Below are 15,978 nucleotides of genomic sequence, written 5' to 3'. Positions count from 1 at the left end.
CTATGACCCGCGCCAAAAACCCGGCCATGCGCGCCGCGCGCGGCGGTGGCCGCATCGAGGACATCTACGAACTGACCCCCATGCAGGAGGGCATGCTCTACCACGCGCTCGCCGACGAGCATCACGCGGTCTACGTGGAGCAGATCAGTCTGACGCTGCAGGGCACGCTCGATCCGGAGATCCTGCAAGCCGCCTGGTTCGACGTGGTGCGTCGTCACGCGGTGTTGCGTACGGCGTTCCGGGCGGAGGGCCTGCGCCGTCCGGTGCAAATGGTGCTGCGCGACCCGGCCGCATTCGGTTCGGCCCAGCCCTGGCTGTTCCGCGATTTGACCGCGGAACCCGATCCCGAAGCCGCCCTGGTCGACCTGGAGCGAGAACAACGCGAATCGGGCTTCGACGTGACACGGGCGCCGCTTTGGCACATGCTGCTGGCTCGGCTCGGCGACGACCGGTTCCAGTTGGTGTGGACGTTCCACCACCTGATTCTGGACGGGTGGTCGATTCCCGCCGTGTTGGGCGAATGGTTGGGTTTCGTGCGTGCGGCCGTCACCGGCGAGCTGTTCGAGCCGCCCAGGCGCACGCCGTTCAAGCGTCACATCGCGTGGTTGAAGCAGCGTGATCGCGGTGCCGGGGAACGCTACTGGCGTGGCGCCTTGGCGGATTTCGACACGCCCACGGCATTGCCCTTCGACGACGGCGTGCGCCGCGACAGCGGTGAGCTGGTCGAGGTTCGACTGGAACTGGAGACCGCCGAGAGCGAGGCGGTCGGCCGAGCCGCGCGGGCCATGGCCACTACGATCAATACCTTGTTGCGCACGGCCTGGGCCTTGACCTTGGGTCACCATGCAGGCAGCCGCGACGTCGTGCTGGGCGCCACCGTGGCCGGGCGCGGTCCCGATCAGCCCGGCTCCGAATCGATGGTGGGTATCCTGATCAACACGGTGCCGGTGCGGGTTGCCTGGCGGTCCGGCGAAGCGGTCGCCGACCTGCTGGGTCGGCTGACACGCGAGGATGCAGAAAGGCGCTCCTTCGAGCACGAGGCGCTGGTCGCCATTCGTGGCTGGAGCGAGATCGAGGGCGACACGCCCCTGTTCCACACGCTGTTCGTTTACGAGAACTACCCGCTCGACGGGGTCGCCGAGCCTGGCGAGGGGGGAGGCGATGCCCTCCAACCCGGGTTGCCCCAAATCGTCGATGCGCGTCTGGTAGAGCGGACCTCGGTGCCGCTGACCCTGATCGTGTCGCCAGGAACCCGACTGGTGGCCAGACTGGGAGGGTTGACGGGCCGCTATGAGGCAAATGAGTTGAAGATCCTTTTAGCGCACTGGCGCGAGGTGGTGCGCGCCCTGTGCGACGGCACGCGGCCCGCCACTGCCTGCTCCCCGCTGACGCCCGCGGCATGGGCGGATTTGCGCCGGGGGCCCTGTGAGGGAGGGCCCGCCTTGACCGGTCCCGATGTGGTGACCTGGTGGGAGCGCGTCGCCACGGAACGTCCCGCCGAACCCGCTCTGATCGGATTCGATCAGACGTTGCGTTACGGCGAGCTGCACCGTGCGGTGCGCTCCATGGCAGCCGACCTGAAACTTCGCGGTGTGGCTCCGGGCGATCGGGTCGCGCTCTCGATGGGGCGCGGTGCCGCCACTTGGATCGCTGTTCTGGCAGTACTGCGCTGCGGCGCCGCCTACGTCCCCATCGATCCGGCTTATCCCGCCGAGCGGCGCCAGTTCATGCTGGCCGACAGCGGCGCCGTACTGCACCTGATCGAGACGGGTCAGGGCGCCGAGGAGGCAGCTGGGAAGGTTCCCGTGTGGTGGGTCGACGGCAGCGCCAAGGCGGTGGCCGAACGCATCGCCGCTCCCGACAAGGCCCTCGCCGTGGCGCCGCCGCCCATCGATCGCGCCATGGCGGCCTATGTGATCTATACCTCCGGTTCGACCGGACGGCCAAAGGCGGTGGTCTGTACCCACGGCATGCTGGCCGATTTGATGCGCTGGCAGGCGGCCCAATCCCAGGAGTCTGCCGCTTTGCGCACGCTCCAATTCGCTTCGCTCAGCTTCGACGTCCATTTCCAGGAGCTTTTTGCCACGCTGACCAGCGGCGGAACCCTGGTCTGTTTGGACCCACACGTCAAGCGCGATCCCTTTCGGCTGTTGACGTTCCTCGAGGAGCAACGCATCGCGCGGCTCTTTCTGCCGTTTGTGGCGCTGCAAGCCCTGGCCGAAGTCGCCCAAGGCGAGGAACGAATGCCGCACCACCTTCGCGAGGTGATCACGGCCGGAGAGCAACTCATCACGACCCCGGCGATTCGCGCCCTGTTCGGGCGATTGGAGGGCGCACGACTGATCAACCAGTACGGACCTTCCGAGAGCCATGTGGTGACGGCCCACGCTCTCGCACCGAATCCCGAGGAATGGGTGGACCTGCCGCCGATCGGGCGGCCGGTGGCCGGCGCACGCGTGTACCTGTTGGACGTCGACCTGCGTCCGGTCGTGGCCGGTGTCACCGGTGAACTATTCCTGGCCGGTCCTTTGGCGCGCGGCTATTTGGATCGCCCGGGCCTGACCGCTTCACGGTGGCTGCCCGATCCTTTCGCGGACGAGCCCGGCGAGCGCATGTACCGCACGGGCGACCTTGCCCGTTTCGATCGCTACGGCGAACTGATCTACGTGGGCCGAGCCGACGACCAAGTCAAGTTTCGGGGCTTTCGTCTGGAATTGGGCGAGATCGAGGCCCGGCTCGGCGAGTTGCCCGGCGTCCGCGAAACGGTAGTGCGTTTGGAAGACTTCGAAGGGCGGACGGCTCTGGTGGGTTTTGTCGCTGTGGACGAGGCGCGTTTCGAGGGCATCGAGGCGGCCAGGGCGAGCATGGCGCGGGTGCTTCCCGATCATATGCTGCCCACCCACCTGGTACCGCTGGTCAACCTGCCGCGAACACCGAGCGGAAAGCTCGATCGACGCGCCCTCGCCGGTGCCTTTCGTACCAGTGCGCTTCAGCGAGTGGTGCGTCCGCCCCGGGACGACATCGAAGCCGGATTGATGGACATTTGGCGCCATGTGCTGGGTGTCTCGGGCCTGGGAGTGGACGACGATTTCTTCGCACTTGGCGGTCACAGCCTGCTGGCGGCCCAGGTGGTCTCGCGAGTTCGAGGCCTGTTTTCGGTACCGATGCAGGTGGCCGACCTGTTCGAGGCACCGACGATCGCCGGTTTGGCCGCTCGGATCCGGGCCGGCCGCCTCGAGGGTGGGGAAGGGGAGCAGGGACCGCACCTCCAGCCCTTGCACCAGCGCGAAGCACCGCTATCGCCAGCCCAGCAACGGCTTTGGTTCCTCGATCGGATGCTGCCCGATCGCGGGGTTTACAACATCCCGATCGCTTTTCGTATCGAAGGCGCGTTGGACGAGGTTGCCTTGGGCGCCGCGCTCGACGCGCTGGTGGACCGTCACCAAATCCTGCGCACCGCGTTCGAGGAGCGCGACGGCGCGGGCTGGCAGGTGGTCATGCCGGAGGGCGCATTCCCGCTGGAAGTCCGCGATCTGAGCGGATTGGACGCGCAGGATTGCGAACCCGCTCTGGCCGAGCTGGTCCAAGATACCGTCTTCGCGCCGTTCGACCTTACGGTGGCGGGTCCCCTGCGCGGTGTGATCGCCCTTTTGGATGCGTCGAAGCACGCCTTGATCTTGTCGATGCACCACATCGTGGCGGATGGCTTTTCGTTGGCCGTCCTGCTCCACGAACTCAGTGCCCTATATCGAGCCGCGCTGACCCACCCCCGGACCACCCCATCGAAACCAAAAGCCAAAAAGATCCCGCCAGCCGAGAGAAGAATCAAGCTTTGTAGGTTGGCCCGCTGGGCCGACAAAACGGAGTTTCCCAGCGGGGAGTGCCCGCCAGCCGAAAGAAGAATCAAGCCCGGTAGGTTGATCCGCCGGATCAACCCCTCGAAGCCTCGCAGCGGGGAGTGCCCGCCACCCAAGAGAAGAATCATGCCAAGTAGGTTGGCCCGCTGGGCCGACAAAACGAAGTCGCCAAGCGGGCAGAACCCGCCAGCCAAAGAGAGTGTGCCCCACAGCAGGTGCCGGGCCCGCCCAGGGCGCTGGGCCGACAAAACGAAGCCTCCCAGCAAGGAGTGCCCGCAAGCAGGAAAGCGTGAGCCCAGGAGCAGGCCAATCCACCAGCTCAACCCCTCAAAGCCCCCAACCAGGCAATCCCCGCAACCCCCGCGACACACCCAAACCCCCGCCGACCTCGCCCGACAGGCGGCCTTACCGCCGCTCCCCATCCAATACACCGACTTCGCGCTTTGGCAGGCGGCGCGACACCGCGCCGGCCTGCTACAAGCGCAGCGCACCTGGTGGCGCGATCAACTCGAGGGTACCCTGCCCACTCTGGACCTGCCCACCGACCGGCCGCGACCGCGTATCCAAACGTTCCACGGCGCGACCTGCTCGTTGCGCCTGCCCGCCGAGGTGGCCCGAGGTCTCGCCGAGCTGGCCCGCAAACGCAACGCCACGCTTTTCATGGTCGGTCTGGCCGCCTTCAAGGTCCTGTTGGTCCGCTACACCGATCAGCGCGACCTGATCGTCGGTACCCCCGTCGCGGGCCGCCCCGATCCCCAACTCGACGCCCTGATCGGCATGTTCGCCAACACCCTGCCGCTGCGGACCCGCATCGAGGGAGACCCCCAGTTTCGTCACCTGGTCGATCAGGTCCGCGAGACGACCCTGGGCGCCTTCGCCGCGGCCGAGGTCCCATTCGAAGATCTGGTCGACAGTTTGGGTATTGCCCGCGACACCAGTCGTCATCCGCTGTTCCAGGCCGCCTTCGTATTCCAAAGCATGCCGAACCGCGCCTTCTCCTGGCCCGAGGCCGAGTTGGCGCCGCTGACCCTGGACATCGAGGTAGCCAAGTTCGATCTGACCCTGACCCTGGGCGAACTGGGCGACGAGTTGTTGGTCACGCTTGAATACAACACCGACCTGTTCGAACGCGATACCGCCGAGAACATGCTGCAGCGGTTCCGAACCCTGTGTGCCCACGCCGCCAAAGACGCCCGTCTCCCGATCTCGCGGTTGCGGCTCATCCCGCCGCGGACTTCGACCGAGCTGGTCCACGGTTGGCACGGTCGCCGTCGACACCTCGGCCCGCAACGGGCCCTGCACCGTCACTTCGAGGACGTCGCCCGCCGCTATCCCGACCGCGTCGCGGTGTCGTGCCGCGACAGCTCGATCACCTACGATTGCCTCAACCGTCGGGCCAACCGGCTGGCCCACGGCTTGGTTCGTCGCGGTGTGCGGCCCGGCGAGCGGATCGGTATTTCGGTGACCCGTTCGAGCGAGCTGATCGTGGCAATCCTGGGTGTGCTCAAGGCGGGCGCGACCTACGTGCCGTTGGACCCCGAGTACCCGCCGGCGCGGCTGCGGTACCTGGTCGAGGATGCCTCCCTGCGTTGGGTCCTGGGCGAAGCCGAAGTGCCGGCCCCGGCGCGCGAAGTGCTGACGGAGGCCAGCCAGTGGGTGGATGTGGCCGAAATGGGCCGTTCCGGCTCCGCAACCGACGAGAAGAATCTAGAAGGGCGCGACGAACCGGAGATGCCTGCCTACGTGATCTACACCTCGGGCTCGACCGGCAACCCCAAGGGCGTGCCCGTCAGCCATCGCCAGGTGGCCCGCCTCTTCCGTGGATGCGACGACCTGTTTTCATTCGGGCCCGACGACGTCTGGACCCTGTTCCACAACTACAGCTTCGACTTCTCGGTTTGGGAGATCTGGGGCGCCTTGCGCTATGGCGGCCGGCTGGTCATTGTGCCCGATGGTGCCCGTCGCGATCCGTCGGCATTTCGCCGCCTGCTGGCTGCCGAGCGGGTGACGGTGCTCAGCCAAACGCCCTCGGCCTTTGCACCGCTGATCGCCCACGAGTGCGCGCACCCGGAGTGGTCGCCCTTGCCGCTTCGAACCGTGATCTTTGGTGGCGAGGCGCTTCAGCCCGCGGCGTTGAAGCCCTGGTTCGCCCGTTACGGGGTCAGGGTGCCGACCATGGTCAACATGTACGGGATTACCGAAACCACGGTCCACGTCACCTTCCGGGAGCTGACCGAGGCGGATCTCGACCGGCCCAGCAACATCGGTCGTCCGCTGCCCGACCTGGCGCTCTACCTCCTCGATGAGCACATGGCACCGGTACCGGCTGGACTGGTGGGCGAACTGTACGTGGCCGGTGCGGGCCTGGCTGCGGGGTACCTGGACCGGCCGGGTCTGAGTGCGCAACGCTTCGTGCCCCATCCCTGGGGTCGGCCCGGCGAGCGGCTCTACCGAACCGGCGACCTGGCGCGCCAGACCCCCTCCGGCGAGTTCGTCTACGTGGGGCGCTGCGACGCCCAGGTCAAGATTCGCGGGTTCCGGATCGAGTTGGGCGAAGTGGAGCAGGCCTTGCGGTCGTGCCGCGACGTGCGCGAGGCCGCCGTGACGACGTTCACCGACGAGGCCGGGCACCCGGCTCTGGCGGCCTACCTGATCGCGCAGGAGGGTCGCGTCCTCGATGCCGATGGGCTCCGCGCCGAATTGGCCGAAACGCTGCCGGCCCACTTCATCCCGGCTGCACTGGTGATGCTGGATGCCTTCCCGCTGACTGCCAACGGCAAGCTGGATCGGGCCGCGTTGCCCGACCCTCGCGGTGCCCGGCTGACCACGACCACGGCCTATGTCGCGCCGCGTAGCGAGACCGAACGCGCGCTGGCCGTGATTTTGGCCGAGGAGTTGGGTTTGGAGCGGGTCGGTATCGACGACAACGTCTTCAATTTGGGCTGTGACTCGATCCTTTCGATTCGCATCCAATCGCGGGCCAGGCGCGAGGGGATCGGCTTCGAAGTCGTCGATTTCTTCGAGCATCAGACGATACGCGCGCTGGCCTCCCATTGCCGCGAGACCGAAGTCGGCCAAAGCGAAGTGCCCGATGTGGCGCCCTTCGCCTTGATCGAGGCGGCGGATCGCGACAGGCTCCCGAACGATGCCGTGGACGCCTGGCCGATGACACGGCTGCAACAGGGCATGCTGTTCCACGGCCGCCTCGAGGCGGACCGCCACCCCTACCACAACATCTACCATCTGGACCTGACGACGGTATTCGACCCCGACGCCTTGCGCCGGGCCATCGAGGTGCTGGCCACCGAGCACGCGGTATTGCGCACCACCTTCGCGGCTGCCGGATTTGCCGAGCCGCTTCAGGTCGTTCGCGGCGCCCGCCTGCCCGAGCTGCGCCTGCTGGACTGGTCCGGTCTCGAAGACGCGGCCTGGCCCGCACGGTGGCACGCCTGGTGCGCCGAGGAATTGGCGACCGGTTTCGACTCGGCCGATGCCGTGCCGTTGCGCTTCGCCGCCATGCGCCGCGACCCGTCCCGTTGGCGTCTGGCGATTTCGTTTCATCACGCTTTGCTGGACGGCTGGAGCTACGGACTGTTGCGCGAAGGGCTGTTGCGCGCGTACGGCGACCTGGTCGAGGGCCGCACCCCGCGTCCGGAAACGCCACCGCCCGGGTTCGGTGCCTACGTCGCCCTGGAGCGGGGCGCACTGACGGCTCCGATCGAACGCGATTACTGGCACGCCCGGCTGGCCGACTACGAACCGGCCGAGCTGCGCACAGGCGAGGGGCGCCGCGCGGAAGGCCCCGCCACCGAAATGTTGACCCTTTCGGCCGAAACCTCGGCCGCACTCGAGCGGTTGGCCCACGAGGAGGGCGTGCATCCGCGCACCCTGTTGCTGGCAGCCCATCTGCGGCTGTTGGCGTTATTCACCGGACAGGCCGATGTGAGCACAGGCCTGATCGTCAATACCCGTCTGGAAGCCGAGGGCGGCGACCGCATGCTGGGCCTGTTGTTGAATACCCTGCCCTTCCGCGCCAGTCTGTCCCGGACGTCCTGGCGCGCCTTTGTCCGCGAGGTGGCACGCCTGGAACGGGAAGATCAACGTCACCGCCGCTATCCCTACGCCCAACTGCGTCACGACCTGGGTCGTGCCGCGCACTTCGATGTGGTCTTCAACTACGTCAACTTTGCCGGTTCGGCCAAGCCCGTCGAGAGCGGCTCGGGCGGTGTGCTCGGAGTACACCAAGGGGAAGCCGTCGGCGATACGGGTTTGCCGCTGTTGCTGACCCTGTGGCCAGGCGAGGTCCTGCAAGTGGCACTGAGCGCCAACGGTGTCGAGTACGGCCGTGCCGATGCGCGGCGGCTGTTGGACCACTTCGGCGGCATGCTGCGGGCCTTGGCCGAGGATCCCGACGGACCGATGTTCGGGTGGGCGGTCACCGAACGGGCCTGGCCCGCGAAGGAACTGGCTCGCCTCGCCGAGGTGGAACGCGGCCCGTCTGTAACGTGGCCTCATCGGACCCTATTGGACCTGTTGGCCGATGCGTGGGACCAGGACCCCGCCCGCGTCGCGATCGAGACCGACGACGCCAGTCTGAGTTACGGCGATCTTCAGCGGCGCACCGCCGCCGTCGCGGCCGGGTTGGCCGCGCGCGGCATCGGGCCCGGTTCGGTGGTGGCGATCACCTACCCGCGTGGCCTGGAGGCCTGCCTGGCGCTGCTGGGCGTGGTGCGCGCCGGCACCGCCTACCTTCCTATCGATCCCACCTACCCGACCGAGCGCCGTCGCTTCATGCTGGCAGACAGCGGCGCGCCCCTGTTGATCGGCACCGAATGCGACGCGGTCCCGGCCGGGCTACCCTGTACCGGTCTGGCCGAACTGGAGGAGTCCGGTCGCGACCTGCCGGTGCCCGAGCACCATCCTTCGCCGGAGGATCCGGTCTACCTGATCTATACCAGCGGCTCGACCGGAACGCCCAAGGGCGTGTTGCTGCCGCATCGGTCGCTGGCCAACCTGATCGCCTGGCAGAACCGCGAATCGGGTTCCGCGGCCAGCCGCACCCTGCAATTTGCACCGCTCAGCTTCGACGTCCATTTCCAGGAGATGTGGGCGACCTGGACCTGTGGTGGCACCTTGGTGCTTTTGGACGAAGCGACCCGGCGCGATCCGCATCGGCTGTGGGCCCACCTGATCGATCGACGCGTGTCGCGGTTGTTCCTGCCGTTTGTGGCGCTGTCGCAGTTGGCGTCGGTCTCGGCGGGTGTCGATCTGGCGGCCAGCGCCCTGCGCGAGGTTATCACCGCGGGCGAGCAGTTGGACGTGACCGAGGACCTGCGCGCCATGTTCACGCGCCTGCCGCAAGCACGCCTGATCAACCAATACGGACCTTCCGAAACGCACGTGGTCACGTCCTACACCCTGACCGGCCCACCCGAATCATGGCCGGCCCAGCCGCCGATCGGTACGGCCATTCCCAACGTGTCACTCGCGTTGCGAGGAGCCTGGGACGAAGCCGTACCGCTCGGTGTTCCCGGCCGGCTCTGGCTGGGCGGCGTGGCACCGGCTCTTGGGTACCACGGTCGCGAGGAACTGACGGCTCAGCGTTTCCGCATCGTGGAGACCGCCAGTACGCGCTGTTACGACAGCGGCGATTTGGCGCGTTGGTCCGAGGCGGGGGAACTGCAGTTCCTGGGTCGAGCCGATACCCAGGTCAAGGTGCGTGGTTTCCGGGTGGAACCCGGCGAAGTGGAAGCCGCCTTGGTGGGGTTGGACGCGGTTGCGGAGGCGGCTGTGGTACCCATCCGCGACGGCTCGGGAGCGACGGTACTGGCGGCCTGGTTGGTGCCGGCCGATGCGGCCGAGCCGAACGTCGCGGAGCTGCGCGCCGCCTTGAGCCGTCAATTGCCCGACTACGCGGTGCCGGCCCGTTTCACTCGGGTGGAAGCCCTGCCCACGACGCCCAGCGGGAAGCGCGATCGCCGTGCCCTCAGCCAACTGGGCGATGTCGCCGCGGTGGCGCCCTACCGAGCGCCCAGCACCAGCGACGAGCTACGCCTGGCCGCCCTGTGGGAACGCCTGTTCCAACGCGGACCGATCGGCCTGGACGATCACTTTTTCGAGCTGGGCGGTCACTCGTTGTTGGCCGTGCGCTTGGCGGACATGGTCACCGAGACCTTCGGCGTCACGTTGCCGTTGGCGACCCTGTTCGCGCATCCGACCTTGGGGGCCCTGGCCGCGCGTCTCTCGGCCGAGCCCCTGCGCCTCGTCTCGCCCTTGGTGCCGATTCGCGAGGAGGGCGGCGCGGCCCCGTTCTTCTGTGTCCATCCGGGCGGTGGCACGGTCCTGTGTTACCGCGAGCTGGCCCATCTGTTGGATGGGTCGCGTCCCTTCATCGGCATTCAGAACTTGGCCTATGAAGGGCTGCCGGCCGCCGCGAGTATCGAAGCGATGGCCGCCGACTATGTGGCGGCCCTGCGTGTCCGTCAGCCGCAGGGGCCCTACCACCTCGGCGGTTGGTCGATGGGCGGTCTGGTCGCCTTCGAGATGGCGTTGCAGTTGGAAGCCCAGGGCGCGGAAATCGCCTGTCTCGCCCTGTTCGATACGTTGGCTCCGGGTTACGGCGAAGAAGCCGGTGTCGCCGATCTCCGGTTGATTCGCGCTTTGGTCGAACGGGGTTTCCACGAAGCCGACCTGACCCCGCCCGAAGCTGCCTTGGATGCCTTGGCCGACGGCAGTACCGAGGCCGCGTTGAACGGTGCTCACCAGCTCTTGCGTGAGCACGGGTTGTTGCCTTCACAAGTGGATGCCGCGCAGTTTGCCGAGGGCTTCCGCGCCTATGCCGACGAGCTGGCTTTGATGACGCATTACCAACCCTCGGCCACGCTTCGCGGGCCTCTCCATCTGATGCAGGCCGGTGATGCGCTGCCCGACCATCTCCAACCGGATTTTCCGGCCGACTACGATCGCGCCAGCAACGGGTGGCGCGCCTGGTGCGCGCAATCCCCACGGGTGGTCGTGGTTTCCGGTGGTCACAACGACCTCGTGAAGCCGCCCCACGTGCAGGTTCTGGCGCGTGCATTGGATACCGCGCTGTCCGGCGTTTCCGCCGATCCGCCGGAGCCTGTCGGACTCGCCGCCCGCGCGCGGCCCGATCGGCGCGAGTGAAGCCGCTGGTCGATGCCCATCGCGTCGGTGCGCACTGCATCGGTGCCTCCGTCCTAATCCCCAACCCAGGTTTAAGCCTCGACAATCCCCACCAACCAACCCTCAACCCCCAACCACATCATCAGGAGGAAAACAGGTTATGGCCCGCAGAAGAAAGCCCAACTGGGAGCAATATCGCGAAGCCACCGCCCGCTTCAAATTAGATGAATCCGACTGGGACGCCCTGCTGCTCCGCACCGATGCGCTCGGCGACTGCGGTTCTCCCAAGATGGAGGCCGCCGTGGCCGATCTCGAGGGCTACTTGCCCGAGATCGACATGGAGAAGCTGCGTCACATGCCCGACGGCACGCTGGGTCGCGAATTCACCCGCTACATGGATGACGAAAAATTGGAACCCTTCCAGATCAGTGACGATCTGGAGGCGGTCAAACGCCGCAACACGTTTTACGTGCGGTACTTTGCCAGCCACGATTTCATTCACACCATTCTCGGTATGGACGCCAGTCCGGCCGGCGAGGTGGGCGTGCTGGCCTTCGTCGTACGCCAGGGCTACAAATCGTCGCAATGGTTCGTGCTCACCGGCATGATGCTCGGCTATCCGATCCTCAAGCCGCGCCAGTTCTTCGACTACTTCAAGAACCTGGCCTTTGGCTGGCGCAAAGGTGGCGAGTACGGATTCTGTCTGAACTACAAGTTCGAAGAGCGCTGGGACTGGCCGTTGGAGAAGGTCCGCGAGGAGCTGATCCACATGGCCAAGAAACCGCGCATGGCGGCCGCCTGAGTCCGCCGCACCGTGGGGAGTCGCGCCACGGCTCCCCCTTTTTCCGTTCATTCCTTTCCCTTTCAAGAGCAGTGAGGTGACCCGTGTCCCAGACCCAAGCCCCCATCGATTGCATCATCGTGGGTTACAACGACATTGATTTCCAGTCCTTTGCCGAGGCGCAGAAGAAACGCTCGCGGTTCAGCGGCGCCTATCACGAGGTCCTGACCAATTCCATTTCCTACCGCGGCGATCGGGTGACCTTCGTGGAGCTGATGAACCGCTACATCGAGCGGGCCACGGGCGAGCATCCGCGCCTCAATGTGTTCGAGGCGCCTGCCTTGGGCGTCTGTTACCTCAAGAGTTTCCTGCAGCGGCGGGGGCTGCGCGCCGAGTCGGTGAACTTCTTCAACTACGACAAACCCCGGCTGGCGGCCCTCCTGAAGCAGGACCCGCGCTCGGTGGTGATCACGACCACCTATTACATCGACCACGCGCCGATTGTCGAGATCGTCAAGTTCGTCCGCAAGCACAACCCGAACGTGGACATCATCGTGGGCGGTCCCCACATCTTCAACACCGCATCCGACCTGGACGAGAAGACCCAGGACCTGGTCTACCGCCACATCGGCGCCAACATCTACATCATCGACTCCCAGGGCGAGCAGTCGCTTCACCGCGTGCTGGAGGCCCGCCGCGAGGGCGCCTCGCTGGCCGAGATACCCAACCTCTACTACTACGCCGACGGCAAGGGCCACCGCACCGAACGCGATGTCGAGACGAACGATCTGGACCAGAACTCGATCGACTGGAGTTTCTTCGATTCGGATGCGGTGGCGCCCGTGACCTACATGCGCACCGCGAGGTCCTGTCCGTTCAAATGCTCTTTCTGCAACTACCCGACAATGGCGGGCAAACACGTCCTGGCCGACATCGAGGTGGTGGAGAAAGAGATGCGGCAGTTGAAGGCAATGGGGACCGAGTACCTGATTTTCATCGACGACACCTTCAATGTGCCGTTGCCGCGCTTCAAGAAGCTGCTGCGGATGATGGTCGACAACCAGTTCGACTTCAAGTGGGTGTCGTTTTTCCGGTGCGCCAACGCCGACGAGGAAGCCTACGACCTGCTGAAGGCCAGTGGCTGCATCGGTGTGTTTCTGGGCATCGAGTCGGGCGACCAGACGATTCTCAACTACATGAACAAGTCGGCCAAGGTGGAACGCTACCGTTGGGGCGTGCGCATGCTCAAGGAGCGCGGGATCATGACCTTCGCGTCGATCATTTGCGGGTTTCCGGGCGAGACCGAGGAGACGGTGCGCAACTCGATGCGCTTCATCGAGGAGAGCGGCCCGACCTTCTTCAACGTGCAGCTCTACTACCACGACACGCGGGCGCCGATCTCGCGTCGTTCGGAGGAGTTCGGGATCGAGGGTGCGGGATACAACTGGCGTCACAACAGCATGGATTGGCGGGGCGCGGCCGAGATGGCCAAGCTGTTCCTGCGCGAGATCGAGAACAGTATCCCGCTGAGTTTGTACGGCTTCAGTCTTTGGGGCATTCCCTACCTGCTGAGCAAGGGGATCACGCTGGAGCAGATCGAAGCCTTCGGCGAATTGACCCGCAACATCATGCTCGATCAATTCAAGGAAGAGAATGCGGCCTTTCCCGAGGAGGATCGCCAGTTGGAGGCGTTGTTCGCCAACTACCGCCATCCCAAGGCCGTGCCCGCGTGAGGGCCCGGTTCCGTGCACCCTCGTTTTCGACCTGCGGGTACATTCACCGGCTCGCTTCGGCAGGCCATGCCCGGACCACGATAAGGAGAAATAGATGATGTTTCGAATCTGCACAGTCCTGCTCGGCCTGCTTGCGACGCTCGGGTCGTTTGCGCTCGGCGCCGACGGCGGTGCCGTTCAGACCTTTCGCCGCGACACCTCGGCCAAGGCGCCGCTCGACTTCGAAGAGGTCTGGCGGGTGGGTCCCGACCGCGAGGAAGACGTCTATCTCTGGACCTCGCCGGATACCCACCTGGCCGTGGCCGCGGACGGGCGCGTCCTCATTGCCGACGTCGGCGCCAACCGTCTGTTGGCCATGGGCCCCGACGGTACCTTCGAACGGGTTCTGGCGGCGGAGGGACCGGGTCCCGGCGAGTTGCGCGGCCTTCGGTCGGTGCAGGTTTTGGCCGACGGACGCACGGTCGCCCTGGATCAGCCGCCGATGGGCCTGGCTCGATTGCTTTTTTTCGATGCTTCGGGTCGCTTTAGCGAGCAGAAGGTGTTCCGATCTCTGAGCGCCATCCCCGTGAGCATTGTGGCCGCCCCCGACGGCAAACGCGCCGCCGGTTTGTTCATGGGTCTGGACACCCGGCGCGGCATTCTGACCATGCGAACCCAGCTCGTCGATGCCCAACTGAAACCCGTGCGGACCTTCGTTGAAACCGACCTGCCGTTGCCCGGCCCCGACGTGCTGCGGAACCCCGCCAATCTGCGCGACATGGTTGCCGATGTGTTGGCCGGATTCTATCGCGGTCAGGGGCTGGTGACGTTTGATGCCAGGGGGCGCCTGATTCACGCGGCCACCCATCGCAGCCAAATTGCGTGCCTCGATCAAGGCGGCGAGACGACACGCTGGCGGGTCGCGGTCGAGGGCGAACCGATTCGTTTGCGCGAGGCCGAACGAGACGCCATGGCCGAGGTGCTGCTGGAGGAGCTGCGTGCCACGCCGGGCATGGGGCGCGCCGTGACCGAGAACCTGGTCCGTCAGGCGGTGGAGAAGGCCGAGTTACCGCCGATCAAGAATCCCCTGTTCGGGTTGCTGCCTGCTGGGGATCGGTTGCTCGCGGTCTACGATCTCTCGTTCTTGTCCTTGACCCAGGCCGTCGATGTCCTTGCCGCGGACGGCCGTTATCTCGGCTCGCTGCGTCGTGACGGTGCACCCTTCCTCGCCCCGACCTCGAATTTGACGCCGCGCATGGTGGTCCACGGCGATCGGGCCACCACGTTGGAACAGGACGCGGACGGCGAGCTGGTGTTGGTCCGCTATCGCCTGAGCTGGACCGGGCCGGCGGTCGACTGAACCGTCAACGGCACCCGCCGCGTGGCGGGTCGTCTTTGCTTGCGATGACCCATTACCTTTTGGAGGAGCCCATGAGCCGCCAGATCCTGACCGTGGAAGCGGTCGAAAAACACTACAAGACCGTCAAGGCGGTGGACCGCATTTCGTTTTCCGTGGATGAAGGGGAGATCTTCGCGTTGCTCGGCCCCAACGGCGCCGGTAAATCGACCATGGTGCGCATGATGATGCGCATCATCGCGCCGGATGCGGGTCGGATCCGCTACGATCTGGGCGTGCCCGAGGACGCGTTGTTGTCCCGGCTCGGCTACCTGCCCGAGGATCGCGGGCTCTACCAGGACATGGCAATCCTGCCCACCATCGTTTACTTCGGGGTGCTTCGCGGGATGACGCGCGCCGATGCCAAACGCGAAGCGCGTCTCTGGTTGGAGAAAATGGATCTGGTTGACCGCGCCGGCGAGCGTTTGGATTCGTTGTCCAAGGGCAACCAGCAGAAGATTCAATTCATCGCGTCGGTGCTGCACCGGCCGCGTTTCGCGATCCTGGACGAGCCCTTTTCCGGACTGGACCCCATCAACCAAAACCTGATGATCGAAGTGCTGCAGGAGCTGCGGGCTCAGGGGACGACCGTGCTGTTGAGCGCCCACCAGATGGAACTGGTCGAGAGCATCGCCGATCGGCTGTTCCTCATGAATCGCGGGAAACAGGTCCTGTACGGCACCATGGCGGAGTTGCGCGAGCGGGTCGGAGTGGGCACCAACATCAAAATCGGCTTCCGTGGGATGGCCGACCTGGCCGCCTTCGAATGCCATCCGGCGGTGGACCTGGTGAGCCGGCCCGAAGAGGGGCGTTTGGAGTTGATGCTGCGGCCGGAAGCGGCTCTGGGCGCCTTCCTCGAGTTCGCCTGTGGCGCGTTGGACATCGTCACCTTAGAGTCGCGCGAGATGAGCCTGCATGGCATCTACCTGCGCGCCGTCAAGCTGGCCGAAGAGGGTGACCCGAGGGGCGAAGGTTCCACGACCACCGCGGTCCAAGAACTCGAGGTCGGTGTCGGATGAGTGGGCATCATGTGATGCGGCTTTGGCGCAGGAAGCGTTTGGACGCGAACGAACCCTCACAGCAGGGTCG

The 15,978-nt window shown here is 65.8% G+C and carries 5 protein-coding genes; all 5 read left to right on the top strand.

Translation table 11 applies throughout. The features are described from left to right. The first annotated feature begins 2 nt into the window (after positions 1 to 2). The 5 genes from J3U87_RS07765 to J3U87_RS07745 all read left to right on the top strand — a co-directional run bounded on the left by J3U87_RS07765 (position 3) and on the right by J3U87_RS07745 (position 15,908). Positions 3 to 11,021 (top strand): non-ribosomal peptide synthetase, encoded by an 11,019-nt coding sequence (locus J3U87_RS07765; protein ID WP_237382468.1) that lies wholly within the window; start codon positions 3 to 5, stop codon positions 11,019 to 11,021. A 139-nt stretch (positions 11,022 to 11,160) separates the two neighbouring features. Then, positions 11,161 to 11,802, top strand: coding sequence for a Coq4 family protein (locus J3U87_RS07760; protein WP_237382467.1), 642 nt, complete (start codon positions 11,161 to 11,163; stop codon positions 11,800 to 11,802). A gap of 83 nt (positions 11,803 to 11,885) precedes the next feature. Next, complete coding sequence (locus J3U87_RS07755; RefSeq protein ID WP_237382466.1) at positions 11,886 to 13,514, top strand: radical SAM protein; 1,629 nt, start codon at positions 11,886 to 11,888, stop codon at positions 13,512 to 13,514. Positions 13,515 to 13,608: 94 nt separating this feature from the next. Continuing rightward, positions 13,609 to 14,853 carry an NHL repeat-containing protein gene (locus tag J3U87_RS07750; protein WP_237382465.1) on the top strand — a complete coding sequence of 415 codons (1,245 nt, stop codon included), beginning with the start codon at positions 13,609 to 13,611 and terminating at the stop codon, positions 14,851 to 14,853. Positions 14,854 to 14,924: 71 nt separating this feature from the next. Next, positions 14,925 to 15,908 (top strand): ABC transporter ATP-binding protein, encoded by a 984-nt coding sequence (locus J3U87_RS07745; RefSeq protein WP_237382464.1) that lies wholly within the window; start codon positions 14,925 to 14,927, stop codon positions 15,906 to 15,908. Positions 15,909 to 15,978 lie beyond the last annotated feature (70 nt).

This window comes from Sulfidibacter corallicola (genome assembly GCF_017498545.1).
GTDB classification, from domain to species: domain Bacteria; phylum Acidobacteriota; class Holophagae; order Acanthopleuribacterales; family Acanthopleuribacteraceae; genus Sulfidibacter; species Sulfidibacter corallicola.
Note: the sequence above shows the minus strand (reverse complement) of the source record. Positions and strands in the feature narration are given on the sequence as shown.